This is a genomic window from Acidilutibacter cellobiosedens, assembly GCF_004103715.1.
Classification (GTDB): Bacteria; Bacillota; Clostridia; order Tissierellales; family Acidilutibacteraceae; genus Acidilutibacter; species Acidilutibacter cellobiosedens.
On the sequence record NZ_CP035282.1, the window covers coordinates 2860274 to 2881069 of the forward strand.

At 32.9% G+C, this 20796-nt stretch carries 24 protein-coding genes; 2 read left to right on the top strand and 22 right to left on the bottom strand.

Translation table 11 applies throughout. The annotated features are described in order from the left end of the window. Window positions 1–79: 79 nt before the first annotated feature. The gene (locus tag EQM13_RS13725) at window positions 80–292 is read right to left on the bottom strand and encodes a hypothetical protein (RefSeq protein ID WP_128752995.1); all 213 of its coding nucleotides are present in this window, start codon (window positions 290–292) and stop codon (window positions 80–82) included. A gap of 315 nt (window positions 293–607) precedes the next feature. Between EQM13_RS13725 and EQM13_RS18870 the strand changes: the two genes are divergently transcribed. Beyond that, complete coding sequence (locus EQM13_RS18870; RefSeq protein WP_023062598.1) at window positions 608–730, top strand: hypothetical protein; 123 nt, start codon at window positions 608–610, stop codon at window positions 728–730. A 96-nt stretch (window positions 731–826) separates the two neighbouring features. Here the strand turns inward: EQM13_RS18870 and EQM13_RS13730 are convergent, their stop codons facing one another. The 9 genes from EQM13_RS13730 to istA all read right to left on the bottom strand — a co-directional run bounded on the left by EQM13_RS13730 (window position 827) and on the right by istA (window position 7679). Next, window positions 827–1450 carry a recombinase family protein gene (locus tag EQM13_RS13730; RefSeq protein ID WP_240662937.1) on the bottom strand — a complete coding sequence of 208 codons (624 nt, stop codon included), beginning with the start codon at window positions 1448–1450 and terminating at the stop codon, window positions 827–829. A 273-nt stretch (window positions 1451–1723) separates the two neighbouring features. Further along, on the bottom strand, window positions 1724–1924 hold the full coding sequence (locus EQM13_RS13735; protein ID WP_128752996.1) for a hypothetical protein: 201 nt from the start codon (window positions 1922–1924) through the stop codon (window positions 1724–1726). Window positions 1925–2163: 239 nt separating this feature from the next. Further along, the gene (locus tag EQM13_RS13740; protein WP_128752997.1) at window positions 2164–3036 is read right to left on the bottom strand and encodes a hypothetical protein; all 873 of its coding nucleotides are present in this window, start codon (window positions 3034–3036) and stop codon (window positions 2164–2166) included. A 212-nt stretch (window positions 3037–3248) separates the two neighbouring features. Beyond that, window positions 3249–3503, bottom strand: a complete 255-nt coding sequence (locus EQM13_RS18550) for a hypothetical protein (protein WP_206172707.1) — start codon at window positions 3501–3503, stop codon at window positions 3249–3251. A gap of 21 nt (window positions 3504–3524) precedes the next feature. Further along, entirely contained in the window at window positions 3525–3815 is a 291-nt protein-coding gene (locus EQM13_RS18555) for a hypothetical protein (RefSeq protein ID WP_206172708.1), read from the bottom strand. 1 nt (window position 3816) lies between these two features. Further along, the gene (locus EQM13_RS13750) at window positions 3817–4608 is read right to left on the bottom strand and encodes an ImmA/IrrE family metallo-endopeptidase (protein ID WP_128752998.1); all 792 of its coding nucleotides are present in this window, start codon (window positions 4606–4608) and stop codon (window positions 3817–3819) included. Between the two features lie 2 nt (window positions 4609–4610). Beyond that, entirely contained in the window at window positions 4611–5000 is a 390-nt protein-coding gene (locus EQM13_RS13755; RefSeq protein ID WP_128752999.1) for a helix-turn-helix domain-containing protein, read from the bottom strand. Between the two features lie 329 nt (window positions 5001–5329). Further along, the gene (istB, locus tag EQM13_RS13760; protein WP_114217624.1) at window positions 5330–6094 is read right to left on the bottom strand and encodes an IS21-like element helper ATPase IstB; all 765 of its coding nucleotides are present in this window, start codon (window positions 6092–6094) and stop codon (window positions 5330–5332) included. A 1-nt stretch (window position 6095) separates the two neighbouring features. After that, the gene (gene istA, locus EQM13_RS13765; RefSeq protein WP_128751667.1) at window positions 6096–7679 is read right to left on the bottom strand and encodes an IS21 family transposase; all 1584 of its coding nucleotides are present in this window, start codon (window positions 7677–7679) and stop codon (window positions 6096–6098) included. A 1252-nt stretch (window positions 7680–8931) separates the two neighbouring features. On the opposite strand from istA, the gene EQM13_RS13770 reads away from it, so the two are divergent. Beyond that, a complete protein-coding gene (locus EQM13_RS13770; RefSeq protein WP_128753000.1) occupies window positions 8932–9336 on the top strand; it encodes a four helix bundle protein in 405 nt (134 codons plus the stop codon). Window positions 9337–9744: 408 nt separating this feature from the next. Here EQM13_RS13770 and EQM13_RS13780 read toward each other — a convergent pair whose 3' ends face one another. The 12 genes from EQM13_RS13780 to acpP all read right to left on the bottom strand — a co-directional run bounded on the left by EQM13_RS13780 (window position 9745) and on the right by acpP (window position 20790). Further along, window positions 9745–10101 (bottom strand): hypothetical protein, encoded by a 357-nt coding sequence (locus EQM13_RS13780; protein WP_014253613.1) that lies wholly within the window; start codon window positions 10099–10101, stop codon window positions 9745–9747. A gap of 62 nt (window positions 10102–10163) precedes the next feature. Further along, window positions 10164–10550: a VOC family protein gene (locus EQM13_RS13785; protein ID WP_094046545.1), complete on the bottom strand. Its 387-nt coding sequence runs from the start codon at window positions 10548–10550 to the stop codon at window positions 10164–10166. A gap of 67 nt (window positions 10551–10617) precedes the next feature. After that, complete coding sequence (locus EQM13_RS13790) at window positions 10618–11451, bottom strand: nucleotidyltransferase domain-containing protein (RefSeq protein WP_128753001.1); 834 nt, start codon at window positions 11449–11451, stop codon at window positions 10618–10620. Window positions 11452–11482: 31 nt separating this feature from the next. After that, the gene (locus EQM13_RS13795) at window positions 11483–12223 is read right to left on the bottom strand and encodes a class I SAM-dependent methyltransferase (RefSeq protein WP_014253610.1); all 741 of its coding nucleotides are present in this window, start codon (window positions 12221–12223) and stop codon (window positions 11483–11485) included. Window positions 12224–12297: 74 nt separating this feature from the next. Then, entirely contained in the window at window positions 12298–12612 is a 315-nt protein-coding gene (locus tag EQM13_RS13800) for a hypothetical protein (RefSeq protein WP_114219953.1), read from the bottom strand. After that, on the bottom strand, window positions 12596–12811 hold the full coding sequence (locus EQM13_RS13805; RefSeq protein ID WP_206172709.1) for a hypothetical protein: 216 nt from the start codon (window positions 12809–12811) through the stop codon (window positions 12596–12598). The genes EQM13_RS13800 and EQM13_RS13805 overlap by 17 nt, the downstream gene beginning before the upstream one ends. A gap of 165 nt (window positions 12812–12976) precedes the next feature. Beyond that, window positions 12977–13465, bottom strand: coding sequence for a pyridoxamine 5'-phosphate oxidase family protein (locus tag EQM13_RS13810; RefSeq protein WP_103091500.1), 489 nt, complete (start codon window positions 13463–13465; stop codon window positions 12977–12979). A gap of 1108 nt (window positions 13466–14573) precedes the next feature. Next, complete coding sequence (gene glmS, locus EQM13_RS13815; protein ID WP_128753002.1) at window positions 14574–16391, bottom strand: glutamine--fructose-6-phosphate transaminase (isomerizing); 1818 nt, start codon at window positions 16389–16391, stop codon at window positions 14574–14576. A gap of 21 nt (window positions 16392–16412) precedes the next feature. Further along, the gene (glmM, locus tag EQM13_RS13820; RefSeq protein ID WP_128753003.1) at window positions 16413–17783 is read right to left on the bottom strand and encodes a phosphoglucosamine mutase; all 1371 of its coding nucleotides are present in this window, start codon (window positions 17781–17783) and stop codon (window positions 16413–16415) included. Window positions 17784–17870: 87 nt separating this feature from the next. Then, on the bottom strand, window positions 17871–19211 hold the full coding sequence (locus EQM13_RS13825; protein ID WP_128753004.1) for a CCA tRNA nucleotidyltransferase: 1341 nt from the start codon (window positions 19209–19211) through the stop codon (window positions 17871–17873). Between the two features lie 87 nt (window positions 19212–19298). Then, a complete protein-coding gene (gene fabF, locus EQM13_RS13830; RefSeq protein ID WP_128753005.1) occupies window positions 19299–20534 on the bottom strand; it encodes a beta-ketoacyl-ACP synthase II in 1236 nt (411 codons plus the stop codon). 19 nt (window positions 20535–20553) lie between these two features. After that, window positions 20554–20790 (bottom strand): acyl carrier protein, encoded by a 237-nt coding sequence (acpP, locus tag EQM13_RS13835; RefSeq protein WP_071140897.1) that lies wholly within the window; start codon window positions 20788–20790, stop codon window positions 20554–20556. Between the last annotated feature and the right edge of the window lie 6 nt (window positions 20791–20796).

Consider the following 20796-nt stretch of genomic DNA (forward strand, 5'->3'; position numbering starts at 1 on the left):
ATTTACATAGTAAATTAAAATTATGCAAATATGAGAGACACAGTGAATTTTTCGTCTAAAATGTCTAAGATTAAGTTAATTAATCTAAATTCAAACATTTTTTCAAATCAGTAATGCTTCTAAAATAACATTCAATAAATGTGTTATTAATATAATCTTCGTTTTTTCCTATACAAAGATTTACTCTATAAAATATGTCCAATCGTTCATCAAAGCCTCTATCAATTTGTATATCATTAAGCATAAAAGTTTGTAATACAGTAAAATTACCGAAAATTGTAACACCTATCATTAATAAATCACTCCACTCAATACTGATTTTGAGATATTATATAAGCAGTATTCTGCATATCAACTTTTGGAGTGATTTTTTTAGACATCTTACTTCAAGTAGAACATTTTGATTATTACATTGAACGGCTTTAGTAGTATAAATCTACTAAAGCCGTTCAATGTATAAAGCAATGGCAATTGCCTTTTAATATTTTAATATAGCACATATTTTTAAAGACTTTTTTGCGCTTCCTGTAATATTTACTGGTTAAATTCATACTATTTTTGTGGTATAATATAACAAAAATCATATGTAAAGAGGTAGAATCTTTTAATGAAAGAAACAACAAAAATAATTGAACAATCGATTGACAGCAATCAAAAAGAAATCGAAAGTATTATGGACGCTATAATTAATGAAAATAGGCAGGCCCTTATAGAGTTGGCAAAACAATAATAATTATTATGCTTACTTTTCAAATAGGTTTGTCTAAGAATTTTGTATTGAGTTTAATAAGCCGAGATATTTCTCGGCTTATTATTAATTATCTTCTTAAATTTCATTATAAACTTTTTCATATTCCTTAACCCGTCTATAAAATGTATTTCTCTTCATCATACACAATTCCATCGCTTTAACGGCTGTTATTTCTCCTGACTTCCATCGCTTATACACTTTTTCAAAATTATCATCGATATTATGTTTAGGTCTCCCAAATTTAACCCCTTTTGCCTTTGCTACGGCTATTCCTTGGCTTTGTCTTTTCCTTATATTATCCCTTTCCCGTTCTGCGACAAAACTTAGAACCTGAAGCACTAAATCGCTTACGAAGTTGCCTAAGGTATCCTTATATTGAGTAGTATCTAATAGGGGCATGTCTAACACTTTAATATCTGCTTTAATTTCCTCTGTTATTTCTCTCCACTCTTTTAAAATTTCCCTATAATTTCTACCAAATCTGTCAATTGCCTCAACTATCAGTAAATCCCCCTGATTTAACACTCTCTTTATTAGTTGATATTCTTTCCTCTCAAAATTCTTTCCGCTTTCCTTATCAATAAAAATAAATCGCTCATCTACTCTATGCTTTTTCATCTCTTCTATTTGGCGTGCTTCATTTTGGTCTTTAGAACTAACCCTTATATACCCATAAATTCTTCTATTTATATTTCTCACCGTCCTTTTTAAAAAGAAAATAAAAAACTATTTCAAAATGTCACTACACTTTTGAAATATATTTCAAAATATAAATTTAACTTTTTGAAATGCTATTTCAGGTCTTATTGAATAGTTTCAAAAAGTGCACTTTTTGAAATAGGAAGACACTATTTCTTTCTACCCATAAACCAGATGGCAGCAATACTGACAAGGGTAATGCAAAAAATCATAGTAACTATTAAATGAACCATATCCACTTATCCTCCTAATAAAACAGAGATAAGGTTTCCCTTATCCCTGTTGTTTTAACATCTTCCACTCTTTTCTATTATCTAAAATAACAAATCCTGTGACTATTAGAAACGGTATTATTCCCAGCCATCTGTATTCGAAAAATGTTTTTTCGAATAAATAGTAAAGCAGGAAAAATACTATATATGCTACTGCGGTTGGTATCACTATATTAAGCATAATATTTATTTTCTTTTTCATCGATAATCATCCCCTCTGTTATATAAATTTATAAGGTAATTGTAGCGCACACAAAAAAATTTGTCAGGTCCAAATTTATAAAATTTCATGCATTTGTAATAAAGTCTACTAAAATCTTTGTCGCCTTAAAACACTTCAAAGCCTTGAAACTTAAGCCTTTCCCCTTATCAACTAATATACATAATATTATAGGGGTTTAGGAAATAGGAGGTTTAAGGACAATAAGGATAAAGGAGGATTTATTCCTTTATTCTATCTCTACTAAACACCATTCTCTCAAGTTCGTCTATGGTATTGATACCTGAAACCTTCCTAAGCCACTCCATTAAAATATTCTCATTTTGTTGATTTGTAATAGCAAAGTATAGATTGTCAGGTAAGGAATTAAATTTATGTAAAAGGATTATTAACAATGAGTTCTGCATACCCTCCTTAATTCCTTCATCCTTAATCCTTACCCCTACCTCTGTATCCATGAGATATTCCTTTACAACACCAATCCCTTTGTTTCCAGTAAATCTTGAAACAATTTCGGTTATTACTGTCATGTAAGCCAGTTGTTCTTCCTCTTCATTTAATGCTTCTATAAGTGATAAAACCTTTGATAATGCTTCTCCTAATGGCAATGAATGATACATAAATGGCAAAAATATAAGTTTCGATTTATCTATATGACTGAGCATACTACCTGAATGAATTTTTCCCTCAATTTCACTATATATTTCTTCCCCATTAAATTCTGAAAGACATATGATTTGAGCCTCATAATGTATTGAACCACTATCTGTCTTCAATTTTCCCTTTTGTTCGCTTCCAGAATATAAAATAACGGTAGTCACTTGAATACCATACTTTATACAGATATTTGCGTCATATATCATCATACTTTCAATATTGGGTTTAATTTTATCATTAATAAATTCAATATGAAGTATTGTTTCATCTTCGAGCAGAAGCATGAGCAACGGCTTTTTATAATTTTCTATCTGCTCCACTTCAACAACTTCTTTGACTGCTGGCAAGTCTAAACCGAATTCTTCAAAGGATAAGCCCTTAAAGATTCTATTAAAATATCCTTCAATAAAACTCTTTTGTTTAAAATCTGCTTTCATAACTTTCACCTCTTGCCTTAAACTTTATCTTTCAAAAAATAAAAAAGCACATTCTCCTTAATTACTGCCAAAACGAATCTGGCTGTATAAAGAGAATATGCTCTCCGCCTGTGTCACTAACGCTATTGTAGCGCATATTAAAGAAGAACACAATTACATTCTAACAATAATACTTCCATCTAACCTTATCCCTTTAACCCATATCCCTGTTTTCATATGCCTAAATATCCTTTCCAGCCATTTCTCTCAAATCTTATAAAAGCCTTTCTATACTGCTCTTCAAATGAGTCCTTAGTTGGATGAGTCAATTTGCTATTAATATTATTAAAAATATCTTCTGCTTCGTTTTTTGTAATCTCACCAAAATACACACATAAAGCCAGAATATTATTGTGTGTAAGGGTAATAAACTCATCCAGCCACTTAAATTCAGTGTAATTATCTGATATTATTATTGGAATTCTCAACGCCTGGGCATATCCTGCGCATTAACTTTCTCCTGGACCGATTACCTTTTTCTTATCTTCGATGATGTCTCTAGCAAGTATGTTTATAGATATGTCTTTCTTCCTATCTACAATCTTAAATATACTCCCGTCCTTATGAATTGCTTCGTTAATCAAACCATAATATCTTCCTGCATTTTTCTTTATTTCAATGTCATATACAAATTGAGGAATGATGATTTCTTTAAATAAAAGTTCTAAAATGTCCAATCTGTTAACCCTGGCTAAATTAATCAGGATATCAGCATCAGATATGGCTCCTGAATATCTCATGTTAATAGTCCTCTTCCAAGGGATACTCATATCCGAATTGTTCAGGAGCCAGTCCGATAAATTCAAGGCTGGTTTTCATGTTCTTGTATGAAATATTCCCTCTTTCGTAGTTGGTTTTTATAAACTCGATATATTCCTTTGGTACATATGTTTCTTTTGATGGAGTTATCAAGTCTATACTGTAGCCTTCCCGTCTGGTTAAAGATTGGAGTTGTTCCGTATTTCCCAGTGAACAGATGTCTACTAGTTCCTCATACTTGTCAATAGAACATAAATTAAGTTGGATAAGCCTTTTTAACATCGCCTTATAACTTACTTTAAAATAATTGTGCATTCTAATGATATGCCTTGGTAAAACACTATCTTTATCTACATTAACAATTTTATAAAATACTTCTTTCACATAGTCCTCAGGCATTAAAAATTCGGAAGCAAATACATCCGCTTTCGCATCTTCTGCTTTATGCTTTTCGTCATCCAAAAGGATTTTTTCTTTTTTCAGGATATCAGCATTATAAATAAGATGGTATAGTTCATGGGCACCAGTATAGCGCTCATGCCCCAAAGTAAAATTGCTGTTTAAATAGACAATAAACTGTCTCTCAAAATAGGTACTAAATCCTGATAATTCATCTGTATCCAATGGTTTTCTTATTAGGAATGCAGCCTCTGTTAGAATATCAAATATATCAGAAAGCCCTTTCCTCGCAAATTTTATTCTTACTTCTTCTGCCAAATCTTTGATTTGCAGTCTGAAGGATTCTCCTGGGAGATTTAAATTATTCTTTTGCAATCTTAACACTCCTCCCACAGTGGCTTTCTCTTTTGTGGTTTAAACTCTCCATCGTATATTTTCTTTTGGTAAATGAACATCTTTATTATATCCTGGAGTTTCTCAACTTCTTTAACGGTTTTTTCCGAAAAATTTTTCTTCCTGAATAGTGTAACTAAATCGTCGTCTTCTTCATCTTCAAAAAGAATGTTTATATCTATATTCAGAACTTTGCATATGGCATTTAACTCCACAGCCGATACAGTCCTGTTGCCGTTTTCTATTTTGCTCAATGTTTCCCTGCTCATGTTAATCCCCTTTTCAGCAAGTCTTTCTACTGCCTCAATCTGGCTTAATCTCCTTGCCTCTCTAATAGCCTTTATTTTTAATCCAATAGGAATATCCTTTGACATCTTTAATCCCTCCTTTTTGTAATATTATATTACACCAATATTGGTTTTGTGTCAATATTTTATGCATTTATGTAATATTTTATTACCTTTGTATAAAGTTATACTTAATTCGTTAAATAAAATTTTTGCACTGATTTTTTGATTTTCTATGAACTCACCTATATAATACCCGAAAATCTCTTGCGAGGAGTGGTTATAATGATAAACTTAGAAGTTTTTAGACTGGTGTATTTGTCAACCGAAAATTAGGTCAAAAGACCATTTAATTTTAGGTCACTTTCTTGTAAATAAATGTGCCTCTAAAATTTGTGTACAAAGGCACAAATACTTTAAGCTGTTAAAGATTTAATAGATGCACCATTTTCTCTTAATGTTTCTCTTAGCCGATAAGAATCACCCTCCATGTCGACAAGAATTGCCTTGTAAGTAAGTCTATCTATCATCGCACTTGTAACTGTCGGATCACCGAAAACCTCAATCCAACGCTCAAATGAAAGGTTAGAAGTAATTATTGTTGATTTCCTTGCTGCCCTTAAAGAAAGATTATTAAACAGCAGATCTGTCCCTTCCCGGTCAAACGAGGTGTACCCAAGTTCATCTGCCACTACAAGGTCATATTTTTCAAATCTATTCTCAAAATATCTCAAGGTCTTAGCGCTATTGCTTTCCTTCAATGTAGTAACCAGTAGTGGAATTGTCGTGAACAGAACCTTATAACCTGCCATGCAAGCCTTTAATGCTAAAGCAATACTAACCATAGTTTTTCCGGTTCCCGGGTTACCGGTCATTATGATATTTTTGCCTTTTTCGATAAAATCAAGTGTTGCTAACTCAGGAAGTCTTTTCTGCATATCTACTGGGAGACAGTCAATTTCAATATCTTCAATATATTGCCTGTAAGGCAAATGTGCATTTCGAATACGACATTCAATGGAACGCTTATCCTTTTCTTCCATCTCATAAGTTAAAAGCTTATGAAGAAAATCCTCATAATCAGCCGCTTCAGATATTACTTCTTCATAGTGAGTTTTAATTCCTTTAAGTTTCAATATATTACAGTATTCTTTAATCTCTTCATTTAATTTAACCTTCATACTATACAGCCTCCTTGTTAAGCTTTCTTGATTGGAGTGCTGCAAGTTTATCATAAATCGATAATGTGCTCCTTGATTTTTCAGTTAGATGATCATTTAATGGAACAGTAACGCAAATTTCTTTTTCCTTTCTACTTTCACAAATCACCTTAACCTTATCAGCACTCATATCCATTGGTGACAGTTTTTCAAGTTCCCTTAAAGCTTCTGTCACAGCATGGATTCCTTTTTCATAAATAATTTCTAAAACTTGTAGAAATGTCTTGGCATCTTTGGTATAATACTGTTCATAGATATATTTGATCTGGGTGTCCGTTTGGAGCAGTGCTGTGCTTCCTTTGAGGGCACCTGGTTTTTTATGTAGAGTTCTAAGATAATGATGAATCTCAATTTTCCAGTCATGCAGTTTAAAACTGCGGTCATGTTTAGCTACAATGCTGTTATCGTAGTAGATAATTATCTTATCTGTAAACATCTTCACTTTTACCATTTTACCAACTAATGTATCCGGCACAGAATAATGATTTTGACTTACCGTTACGGTCGAATATTTGTCAACACGGTTTTCTGAATAAATACTGCTTTCAAACTTAGGTAAGTTAGGAAACAAGTGTTTTTGCTCTTCTTTAAAGATTTCCATCGGCACCAATCCGTTAGATGTTTCTTTATTATTAAGCTTCATACATTCTTCAAAAAGAAACTTGTTTGCTTCTGCAAGAGTGTCGAATTTGTCATTACCCGGCTCACTGAATACTTTTCTTCTAACATATTCTACACTTCTCTCAACGTGGCCCTTTTCATTGCCTTTTGCAATATTCGTGAACCTAAAGTTGAATCCATAGTATATTGATAATTCTGTCAATGCTTTTGTTGGCTCTTTTTCGAACAATCCAACAAATTTCTTAACTGCAACCCTCATATTATCATAGACCATTGTTCTAAAATTACCTTTGCAAAATGAGAAAAATTCTGCATGTGATTGTTGAAATGCTGGAGTATCTTGAGATTTAAAAAGCATTGAATATCTGATTCCGCTTTTAGCAGGAGTAAAAACTGCCATTTGATAAGCTTTATATCCTTCTCCCCCTATATCTAATTTTGCCGTACCCCAGTCAAATTCACATACATCTCCAAGAACATATTCTTGTCTTATGAAAGCTTCACGATGCCTATCCTCGATTGTTTTAACTAATCTTTTAACTGATGAATAACTAATATTAAAATTTTTCTTTAACAAGTATTCATGAATATCAATTTTTCTCATTTGCTGCTTTGACATACCGTTAGCACGCTTCCATTCATTAACCTTTAAGCATTCTTCAATTACTTCAATCATCTCAGATGTTACCTTGTTTGGCCCTCTGTTTTCAGAATTGTATTTTGGTTTTTCAACAATTGCTTGAATTAATTCTTTTGTATCTGTTTCAGGATTTTTTGCTAAAAGTTCTTGCTTTTGATTTTCATACTCATTTACATATTTATTTACAGTATCCTTGCTCATGTGAAGCTCACTGGCAATGCTTCGATTGCTCATACCGTCAATATGTTTAAGTATGATTTTTTGTTTTTGATTCAATTTTATCACTTCCTTCTCTTCCTCCTCCCAGTTTATACTGAAAGGATACCATATTTTCTTAAGAAAGTGACCTAATTTTCAATGAGCCAGCTGACCTATTTTTAGATTAGCATAAACAATTTTAGAACCAACTTTATTATCATAGAGTCAACTTTATTATTTCTAAAACATTTTCCTTATTCCTTTTCCCTAAAAATCCTTACCCCTAACTATGTATATTTAAAATAAACTCCGCTCCAAACCGAAATCCCTCAAACCCTTATCCCTTCTCGCCTTATGCCCATTTTCCTAATTCTTTCCATATAATAAAGTCGGTTCAAAAATTCCATATTTTCATTCCATTTAATAACATTTATTCCTTAATTCTTGTAGTAATTTTTAAAATAAAGTCGGTTCCAAATAGGGATAAGGTGAAAGGAAAAAGGTATAAGGTTGCATTTTCTATTGTCTTATTTCAGTGTTATTTCAATCAACATATCGTTTTCAATTCCTTTAAAATCAATACCTTTAGCCTTATTACTTACCCCTTAACCCTTTCTTACAGAAAACAAACCCCGCAGCAAATGAAGATTTCTCCTGCATCTGCTACGGGATTTTGGAACGAACTATATTTTTATAGAGCGAAGTTTATTATTATGGAGTGGAGTTTATTTGTATTATACATCAACACCAATAATTATATTGTTATTCATATGCAGCACTCCTTTTCTAATTCTAATTTTGTTTTAAAAAGGTCCTTCTTAAAGTGTCAGGCTCCTTTATGTTCTTTGCTATCCTAATAAACCATTTTTTATAATTTCAAGTATTTCTACAATAAAAAAATTGCTTACCTGTTAACCAGGTAAGCGTAGGAATTTATTTTAACGGAGGTATATAATGTCAATTCATTAAAATACCTTATTATTAAAGACAATTCTTTATAGTAAATCATCTATTACAAAGTCAAGTATTTTTGTTTTTCTTTATATCCTATATCCTCTTCCTCCTTATCACTTTACCCTTCTCTAAATTATATATGTATTTAGTAAATCCCCCCAATTCATTGATATAACAATGCTTTAATATACTTTTAAGCGTCAAAAATCATGTTAGGATATTAATCCTAAGTGCAAATGTTAAGGACTAATTATGCATTATAAAACTCCTTAAGCCTTTTAACTATTTGAAATAATTTTATAAAAAATTCTAGTATAAAAATTTGACTTACGCTTAACAATCCGTAAAATGTGGAAAAATCTAATATTTGAAAGGATGAATCTAAATGAGCAATGTTTTAGTCATAAGGGATTTTAAGACACTTAAAGTTTGGCAGAAGGCAAACGCTCTTGAACAAGAAATAGAAGCATTGGTTAAAGCATTTCCAAGCCATGAGCAGTATCGGCTTACTGACCAAATCATTAGAAGCAGTCGAAGTATTTCCGCAAACATAGCCGAAGGAAATACCCAACTGTTTATAAAGCGGGAATTATTCCATGCCAACGCTGCTCTTGGCAGTTGTGGCGAAACGAGAAACCATTTACTTACCGCATATCAGAACAACTATATAAGTGAAGAACAATACAAAATTTTAGATGAGAAATTCCTTGAAGTAATAAAAATGCTGTATGGCTATATAAAGATGTTAAAATCTTGTTTAGATAATGAATCAGTTACAATTGACCCCTAATATTTTATAATCTTTACATACTCCATAATATTTTCACCTGCTATTTGCAAAGGCGATGATTGCGCAGTATCACATACTTTTGGTGGACTTAAAATTCACCTAGAAAAAATTTTTACAAATGAATAAGTTTGAACTTTACAGACTGTTATAAAAAATGCCTTGGAAAGACTGCTAAATCTCCAAAGCACTTAAAAAAATCCTAATAGCCCTATTTATTAATAGTTTTAGGGTCAAGGTGTTTGCACACCTTGGCTTTCAAATACCTATATATATTATACCACATTTTACGCTTAATTTTCATATCTGTTTATAAATTCCCATAACATACTTTAAGTTTCCGTAATGCACCTGAAATGCCCTCAAATGGGGATAAGTTTTGAGGATTAAGGGTTTTGGAGAACAATGTTGTTATATTCCATAGTGAATTAAATACTTGTTTCCTGTTATAGCCTCAGTTATTTTTTCAGTGAGAAGTTGAAGTTCTTTTGCCTTGAAGTGATTATTTGCCTTTATAATAATATCCCTGAATTGTTTGAGGGATTCTGGAGGGATAAGCGTCACACCGCAATAATCTAATCCAGTACCTGGCTGGGTTGTAACCTGAAAATATGTCTTTATTGCCATTAATTCTTCATTATACTTTATAATTAATTCTTCAACTAAATCGTCGTTGACAGAAATACAATTATATTTTTCAGGTTCATAGTCACTATACCATTTGTTTTCTTCAAAAGAATCTATTATTCCAAACTCATGCTTTTCCAAATTATTACTCCCACACAAGTATGTATAACCTCTTAATACATATTTCTATAGAAAGTTTTGACCTAAATAATCTCTGAAAAAATTTCATGTATATTGCCATCTGGGTCTGCAAATAATGCTGTTCTTTGATTCCAGGGCATATTTTGAGGTTGATGAACAGGAGTTGCTCCCATCGTAACCAACTTTTCAAATGCTTCATCTACTTCATCAGGATTTTCACATGGAAAAGCCAATTCAAAAGCCTGACCAACTACTTTTTTCCTATACTCATCACTATATGAATACATAACATTTCTCATACATATAGCAAATCTTACTCCATTATTTTCAAATTCAACATAATTGCCAAGGTCATTTTTAATTCTAAATCCAAGGACTTGATTATAAAAATTTCTCATCCTGTCAATTTCGTCTGTCCAAATTGTAATAAGGTTAATCTCTGCTTTCATTATAAGTTCCTCCTTCTTAATTTCTCGCTTGTAGTTCGTAATATAAGTTCTATACAAAATGATTTTATTACTTAACAAGAAGGATTTCTGTTTCAGAAATAAGTTCCTTAAGCATATTTATCCCTTCTCTTGTAGTATCTCTATCAGCGGAAAGTAATGTAATAATCTTATCTATTCTATTTTTATAATCCCTGGGCTTTATAATAAAGCCATCAATCGTTCTGACCGCTTTTTTCTCATTAATGCAGTATTCTTCATTCAAAGCAAATAAAACTTGATTTAAGCAAGAAATACTTCTGAAACAATGTCCACATACATAATAAATGTCATCCTTATCGACATTATCCTCAGCAAACATTAAGGAAAAGGAGGCCTCAAACATAAAATATTGAACTATTGCATCTTTTAAAGTTTGAGGATATGGCTTGGTTCTGGATTTTAATTCTGAAATTTTACCCCTAGGGTCAACAAGTATTTTGCAAACGGAAATTTCGCCCATATACATTACATTTAAATATGCATGGGGATGACCAGTTTGGTAATGAGCAGATACTTTTCCTGACAAACAATCATCAACAACCTGAGACACCCTTTTTATGTCACGTAATATAAAGTCTACATGATATCCTTTAACAACAAGCCATCCGCCCGCATTTACCCAAGGTCCCCATCCACCTATTTGTGTAATTAAATTTTCTCTATGCTCATCATCTAGTTTTGAAGCAACCTTGCCTAATTCTCTGATATCAAAGCCCTCTGTTTCGTCATAGTATATTCCGATATCTATGTCGGACTTTTCATGATTGGTACCTCTTGCTCTTGAGCCTCCTAAAACTATACCTATAATGCCTGGTATGCCTTCCAATTCTCTGGTGATTTGATTCAAAATATTTTCTACCATCGCAGCACTCCACCTCCGCCTTCATTTTGTTCTAATATAACTTCTTTCTTGCTGACACAAGCAGCATCATCGGCCGGCGCAGTTCATCCCGCATCCCAGGTACTGTGTTGAGCATATTTTCTGCAGGCTTTGGTTCGACAACACCTGTTATTTCAAAGCCTATTTTTATGAGACTGTTTAAGTATGTAGTAAGTGTCCGATGATATTTAATAACTTCCTCACCTAGAAATTTAGCATTGCGAATGCCTTCTGTGAAATAATGGTCAACTGGCCAATGCAGAATATTGCCCTTATCATCATAATACCAATCCTGAGGGCCTTGGGCAGTAAAAATGGGATGCTCTACAGAAAATATAAAATCTCCACCCCTTGAAAGGCATTTATATACTCTATCTAAAACATCCTCAAAGGATTTAATATAGTGAAGCGCCAGGGAACTGATAACAACATCAAAGGATTCTTCAGGAAAATCTATGTCTTCTATTGGCATACAGATATACTCGATATTTCCACACTTTGTTTTACTCTTTGCTTCACTTAACATTTTTTGTGAAATATCAATTCCAATTACTGACCTGGCACCGTTCTCTACAGCATAGCGACAATGCCATCCAAACCCGCAGCCTAAATCCAAAACCCTTTTATCTTTGAAGTCAGGCAGCATATTTTTCAGTTCATGCCACTCCCCCGCACCTTCAAGACCATTTTTCGACCTATCCATATTACTATATTTATTAAAAAAGGTGTCATCATCGTATTTGTTTTGTTTCATTATAAATTTCCCTTTCTATCTATTTGTTCTTCTTTTCATTTCAAGTTATATGCAAACAAAAACACCCTATCCTCCTACTTTGACGTTTTGTCTCGATATGCAATCAGAGTAATTGCATTTAATATGATAGTAACAGTGAGAAGAATAATAGCGGCAAATGCCGCAGCACCAGTAGTGTCCATAAGAGCAGACCAGTCCTCAATCTTTACTAGATGGTAGCCATAAAGAATCTGGAAACATAGTGAAATAGCACAAGCGCTGATGCTCATAATAGAAAGAAAAACCCAATTCCTGTTGCCATGATTCTTATATCGCATAAGATTGACAACAGGAAGTATCCAGGCAATTACTCCAAGCACTAGGCTACCAAGATTAAGCAAACCAATCATAACATATCCCCCTTTTAGATTTTTTGGACAGCATAAATAAGAGTTCACCTTTATCGCAGCCGATGTCAAGGCAAGTATTAACATTATCTGGAATAAGTTTCATGAGTTGTTTGAAATAACAGTTATTATGATTCCATTTTGGGTCATCAAGTTCTGATATTTCATTGAAATCATTTTTCACAACATTATAATCTTCCACCTTCATACCCCCATAATAGTTACTGACGCAATATTATGTCCAATTCTTGATAATACAGATTTATATAAACCCAAAGAGCCTACTGCGGAAGAATAGGTTTTCACACGGTCTACTAATCCTTAATTGCAATTACTATTATAAATTAAAAGAATAAAGCGAACTGATTTACTTCTTACCATTGACAATTTCTATAGCCGCTTTACCTGTCATATATTCGATTTTGACTTCAATTAAACATACTCTATCCCATGCTCTTTCGATTTCCTGCTGTCCTTCTTCAATATGGTCAGGCGAATATTTTTCAATTAAACTTTCGAGAGCATATCGTTTCTCAGAGTCGTCTGTAAGAATCCTTGCTCTACCAAAGATAGAAACACTTCTAAAATGAGTAGTAAAAGTTTTTTGTATTACTTCATCTTTTTCTATTACACAAAATGACACCTTATCATTCCTTTTTATACTGTCAATCTTATGCCCCTCTTTTGCGCTATGAATGAATATTTTGTCGTCTTTTAAAGCGTAACTTACTGGAACGGTATACGGGTAACCATCGTCGCCAATTACACCTAAAACTCCAGAAGTACATGACTTTAGAATCTCAATTGTCTCTTCTTTGGATAACAACTGTTTCTTCCTTCTCATTTCTCTGAACATAATCACACATCCTTCTAATTCTTTCGCTATTTTGGTTTTTATCATTTTTTCAATTCTAAGGCTTAGACATTGTAATAGATTTATAATAACTTTGCTATCCGTAATATACTACTTGTTATGACCTTAATATAACATAACTCTATTTTTATTTAAATACAATTTTGCCACTTATGAAATTACTTTTCTATTTTAAATTATTGTTCTTTATAAAAATAGAAATAAGATAATACGATATAAAGCAGGAATAAAAGTCTGTTAGAATCCAAGGTTTATGACTTATTTATTTAAAGGCAAGTAACATAATTGCATTTCTATTCTTGTATCAAGAAATATTTAATTTTCTTTGGAAGTTCATTTTCTTCCTTGGTCAATGGGATTTTATATTTTTATCTATTATGCATTGAACTATCTAACACAACTTTTTCATTTTTAACACGACTTTTTTATTTTTAACACAAGTTTTTTATCTTTGACACAACTTTTTTATTTTGCCCCTTATCCCTTAACCCTTTTTAGAATAAAACTTAATCCTAACTATGTATACACATAAAAAACTCATGTCAAAACCCAACACCCCTCAACCCCTTGTCCCATCTATCCTTAACCATATTTACCTATTTTCTTCCAGATAAAAAAGTCATGTCAAAAATCACCCACTTTCCTTGTTCTTTTCTCCTAATAATTTCCTATTTTTACTCTCATTTTAGATAAAAAAGTCGTGTCATAAATAGGGATAAGTATCAAGAGAAAAGGGAAAAGTTTTAATCAATATCTTTCATCAATACTCTATTCAAATCCAATAAAATCAATACTTTTAACCTTATACCTTACCCCTTAACCCTACTCATCCTAAAACAAAAATCATGGCTCCAATAAGGTTTTCTACCCTATTTTCACCATGACTTTTAACATGACTTTTTTATTTTTAACACAACTTTTTTATTTGTGACACGAGTTTTTTTTGGTTATACATTTAACACAACTTTTTTATTTGTGACACGAGTTTTTTTTGGTTATACACCCGCAACAAATCAGAAATTATTCTGTATCTACTGCGAGGTTTCACAAAGTTCATTATTATAGAGTAAAATACTACAGCCTTATAATTTTATTCTACAGTTACGGATTTTGCCAAATTTCTTGGTTTATCTATATCACAGCCTTTTTTCTTTGCTGCATAATAAGCTAACAGTTGAAGCAATATTCCCGATAGTGGAGCCGTCAGCTCATCTATTATTTCCGGAATATATAACACGACATCCGCTTCTTTTTCTATTTCCTTATTTCCCTTTTTAGCTATAGCTATTACATATCCTCCTCTTGCTTTTACTTCTTTTATATTGCTTAATGTTTTATCAAACAATCTATTCTGAGTAGCCAATGCTATAACGGGAACTCCATCCTCAACTAACGCTAAGGTACCATGCTTTAATTCTCCCGCTGCTATGGCTTCAGAATGTATGTATGATATTTCCTTAAGTTTCAAACTACCTTCCATTGCCACATAATAATCTATACTTCTTCCTATATAAAATACATCTTTTTGATTCACAATATAAGATGATATACTTTCAATTTCAGATTCCATTTTCAAAACACTTTCAGCTTTTTGAGGAAAAGATTTTATTTCATTTAATACTTTTGTATATTCATCATCTGAGATGGTTTTTCTTAATTTTCCTATATAAAGAGAAATCATAGCCAAAACAGCTACCTGAGTAGTATATGCCTTTGTAGATGCTACCGCAATCTCAGGACCTGCCCATGTATACACACAATAATCGGATTCCCGTGGAATAGAACTTCCTACTACATTGCATATGGAAAGAATCTTTGCCCCTTTCTTTCTTCCAAGTCTTAAGGCAGCCAATGTATCTGCTGTTTCTCCAGATTGGCTTATAATTATCATAAAAGTATTTTTATCGATAAACGGATTGTTGTATCTGAACTCGGAAGCAATATCCACCGACACAGGAATCTTTGCATATTTCTCTATAAGATTTTTCCCTACTAATCCTGCATGATAGGCTGTCCCACAAGCTATAATATAAATTTTATTTACATTATCAAAATTTGTAGGAAATTCATCAAGTTTTATATTTCCGCTTTCATCTATTCTCGGAGATATAGTATCTTTAAGAGCCTTTGGTTGCTCCGATATCTCTTTAAGCATAAAATGCTCATATCCGCCCTTTTGAGATTCTCCGACATTCCATGTCACTTCAAAGGGTTCTCTTTCAATTAAATTTCCGTCAAAATCCATCAGCTGCAGAGAATCTTTCTTAACTACTGCCACTTCACTGTTCTCTATTATTATAACGTCTTTAGTCCAATTAATAACAGCAGTTATATCTGAAGCTATAAAGTTTTCACCTTTCCCTATTCCTATGACTAATGGGCTGTCCCTTCTCACAGCTATTATTTCATCCGGATTATCCTTTGACATGATAGCTAAAGCAAAAGAGCCTTTCAGTTCTTTCAAAGCAGTAAGTACAGCTTCTTTCAAATCCCCATTGTAATAATAATCAATCAATGACGGTATAACTTCCGTATCAGTTTCGGATAAAAAAGTATATCCTTTTTCTGCTAATTTCTTCCTTAATTCCAGATAGTTTTCTATAATCCCATTATGAACCACCGCAATATTTCCTTTTTGGTTCAAATGTGGATGAGCATTGATATCTGAAGGTTCTCCGTGAGTTGCCCATCTTGTATGAGCAATCCCTACATTCCCATGTATCTTGCTAAATTTGATTTTTTCTTCCAAGTTTGCTATTCTGCCTTTACATTTAAATACGTCTATTTTCCCTTTATCAATAACTGCAATTCCGGCAGAATCATATCCTCTGTATTCTAATCTTTTTAACCCCTGAATCAATATGGGCTGAGCTTCCTTATCTCCTATATATCCTATTATTCCACACATTATTTTCACCTTCCCTTTTAATTAGTTGTATTGGCATCCCCAAACTTTTTCTCCCAGTCTTTTTTCAATCAAATCGGCTAATTCTGTTGCCATTTTATCAATTTTATTCTGATCCTTTCCTTCTATCATTACTCTGACTAAAGGTTCCGTTCCTGAAGGTCTGATGACAACTCTTCCCTCTCCGTTAAATTCAAACTCAAGATTTCTTATCCTTTCTTTTATAACCTCATCTTCAAGGTATCTATTCTTATTCTCATTTTTCACCTTTGCATTAACTAACACCTGAGGATAATTAACCATCAAATTATTCAACTCGGATAATCTTTTATTTGTCTTTTTCACGGTATCAATTAACTGCAGCGATGTAAGAAGGCCGTCTCCCGTAGTATTATATTCAAGAAATATTATATGACCCGATTGTTCTCCTCCAAGAACATACCCATCTTTCAACATCTCCTCTATTACATACCTATCTCCAACCTTAGTTTTCACAATATTTATTCCTTTGCTCTTTAAATAAACATCCAAGCCCATATTTGTCATAACCGTTCCTACTATCCCGTTATTTTTTAATTTTCCTTCCTCTTTAAGCCGTGTTCCGCATATAGCTAATATATGATCTCCATCTACAATATTTCCTTTTTCATCTACAGCTATCAATCTGTCTGCATCTCCATCATAAGAAAGCCCTATATCAGCTTTTGTTTTCAAAACCAATTTTTTAATCATAGCAGGATTAGTAGACCCACAATTCACGTTAATATTGACTCCGTTTGGCTCACGATTTATGACTACCACATCTCCGTTTAATTCTGTAAAAAGTTTAAGGGCAATATCGTATACTGCTCCGTTTCCGCAGTCAATGGCAATTTTAAGCCCATTCAAATCAGTATCTATTGTTTTTTTCAAATGGTCTATATAATCTCTTGCTCCATTCTCAGATACTATTTTTTCTCCTATATCTCCTGCAATCGGCCTTAAATCTATGACACCCCTATCTAAAATTATGCTTTCTATTTTCTCTTCTATACTATCATCAAGTTTATATCCCTTTTCATTAAAAAATTTGATCCCATTGTATTCTACCGGGTTATGGGATGCCGAAATAACTACTCCGCTTAAAGCATTATACTTTCTTGTAAGATAAGCAACACAAGGAGTGGGGACTATTCCTACGGATATAACATTCAGCCCGACTGACAATATCCCAGCTGTCAAGGCTTGCTCCAACATATCTCCGGATTTTCTCGTATCTCTTCCAACAACAATATTACCCTTTTTGCCGTTAGACAAAAAATACGCCCCTGCTCTTCCAATATTAAAGGCAAGTTCCGGTGTTAAATCCTTGTTAGCTATTCCTCTTACTCCATCAGTTCCAAACAATCTACCCATCAATTCTACCTCCCATGTAGAAATATAACATTATTATCATAGCACAAGCCAATTATATTAACAAATATTTTTTGAAACAAAACTTTTCTATTTCAGGGGATATCTTCTATTAACCAATTCTATTAAACTTTTCTTCTTATTCAATTTTGAATTCCCCATAACTTCTTCCAATAAATAATTTAATATCTCTCCTATGACTTTTCCTTCTCTATATCCTAAATTAATTAAATCTCTTCCATCTATATCTAAATCCTTTAATTGAAACGCCTCTTTATTTTTAATTATTTCTTTGGTACGATTCTCCATTTGAATAATATGTTCAAATTCATAATCTCCGCTGCTGCACTTTTTATCTGCCTTTTGAAGGGTAAATAAAGAAAATATTTTTTCTTTCCCCATTCTTCTTATAAGTCTTTTTAATCCTTTATCTCCAAAATTTCTGCCGTGTTTCATATGTAATTCTACTAACTCTCTTACCTCTTCTGTAAGTTCTTTTGAACATTTAAATCTTTCCAATATTTCTTCAGTTATTTCCGCTCCCTTTTTATCGTGATTATAAAAATGGCCTATTCCTTTTTCATCAACAGTAAAAGTATAAGGTTTCCCAATATCATGGAAAAGTGCGGCCAAACGTATGCTGAGTACAGAAGGAGTATTATCCAATACGCAAAGAATGTGGTTATATACATCTTTATCATGGTGAGGATTTTTTTGGTCAAATCCTATGGCAGGAATAATCTCGGGGATTATTATTTTAAGAACTCCCATTTCTTCCATTAACCTTATTCCGGTTGAAGGAGTCTCTGAAAGAAGCATTTTGAAAAATTCCTTCTGTATCCTTTCCATGCTAATATCTCGAATTTTATCCGCGTTTTTCTTCCCGGATAAATAAGTTTTTCTTTCTATTTTAAATTTCAGCTCACAAGAAAATCTTATAGCTCTTAATATTCTAAGATAATCTTCTTTAAACCTCTCTTCAGGATCCCCCACAGTTTGTATAATTTCATTATTCAAATCCTCCATTCCGTGAAAGGGATCAACTATTCCTTCTGTTTTATTATATGCTAATGCATTTATTGTGAAATCTCTTCTTGAAAGATCTTTTTTAATATCAGTACAAAAATTTACCCAATCAGGTCTTCTGCCATCGGAATAACTCCCCTCCACTCTAAACGTGGTAACTTCCACCCGGTGTCCTTCCGACAAAACTATTATAGTACCGAATTTTTTCCCTACATCTATAGTTTTTATGTTATTAAAAACACTCTGAATTTGTTCGGGAAGAGCGTTAGTAGTTATATCAAAATCTTGAGGAACCTTATCCATAAGAATATCTCTTATGCACCCTCCTACCAGATATGATTCATAACCTTCCTCTTCCAATCTGTTTAATATAAATTTCACATATTGAGGTATTTTAATATCCATAAAATCACTCCATACTGATACTTAAAACACATAACATATATTATATCACAAAAATGCCTCCCGAATTCAATTGGGAGGCAGCATAAATTATTCAAATTTTTTTATAAGTATTGATCCATTATGACCACCAAAACCAAAAGAATTAGATAGGGCATATTTTACATCTCTAATTTTGCTTTTATTGGGAGTATAGTCAAGATCACATTCTTCATCAGGAAACTCATAATTAACGGTGGGGTGAATTATTCCCATTTCTACAGTCAAAACAGTAGCTATTGCTTCAATTCCTCCCGCTGCTCCCAAAAGATGTCCTGTCATAGATTTTGTTGAACTTATTGAGATTTCATGAGCATGCTCTTTAAATACCTTCTTTATGGCTAAAGTTTCCAACTTGTCATTATAATAAGTACTGGTGCCATGAGCATTAATATAGTCTACGGATTTGTAATCAACTTTTCCGTCCTCCAATGCCAGTCTCATTGCATCTGCCGCCCCTTCTCCATCAGGTTCCGGTTCTGTAATATGATAAGCATCTGAAGTAATTCCATATCCTACTATTTCTCCATATATATGAGCATCTCTTTTCAACGCATGCTCCAGTTCCTCCAGTACAATTAATCCTGCTCCTTCTCCTACAACAAAACCGTCTCTGTTCTTGTCAAAAGGCCTGCTTGCTCTTTCAGGTTCTTCATTTCTTGTGGACAATGCTCTCATAGAAGAAAACCCTGCTACCGCCATAGGGCATACGGATGCTTCACTTCCGCCGGTTATAATAATGTCGGCTGTACCGTTCTGTATCATTCTAAAGGACTCTCCTATTGCATGAGTCCCGGAAGAACACGCTGTAGTAATATCAAGGGAAGGTCCTTTGAACCCAAAAAACATTGATACCTGTCCCGGAGCCATGTTAGAAATCATCATAGGTATAAAAAAAGGACTAATCCTTTTTGGACCTTTTTCCAACAATTTTGTATGCTCTTTCTCAAAGGTTTGTATTCCTCCTACCCCTGAACCTATTATAATTCCAACCCTTTTTTTATCAATTTTGTCCAAATTCATTTCGCTGTCTTTTATGGCAATCTCAGTCCCTGCTACTGCAAATTGGGCAAATCTGTCCATTTTTTTGGCCTGCTTCTTATCCATGTAGTCTTCAGGACAGAAATCATCTACCTGTCCTGCAATTTTAACAGAAAAATCTTCAGCATCAAAACATGTAATTTTTCCAATACCGGATTTCCCTTCTATTAAAGAATTCCAATATTTCTCTTTTCCTATGCCTATAGGAGTTATAGGGCCAATACCGGTTATAACTACTCTTCTCAACTAAATTCCCCCCTAAACCTTAAGCTATTTTGGATTGCACGTAATTAACAATATCTCCTATATTCTTAAACTTTTCCGCATCTTCATCGGGAATCTCAATGTCAAATTCATCTTCAATTCCCATCATTACTTCAACGGCATCCAAGGAGTCTGCATCTAAATCTCCCATAATAGAAGTTTCAAGGGTTATTTCTTCCGAATCATCTATTTCAAGTTGTTCCGCAATAATATTCCTTATTTTTTCAAATACATTCATATAAAT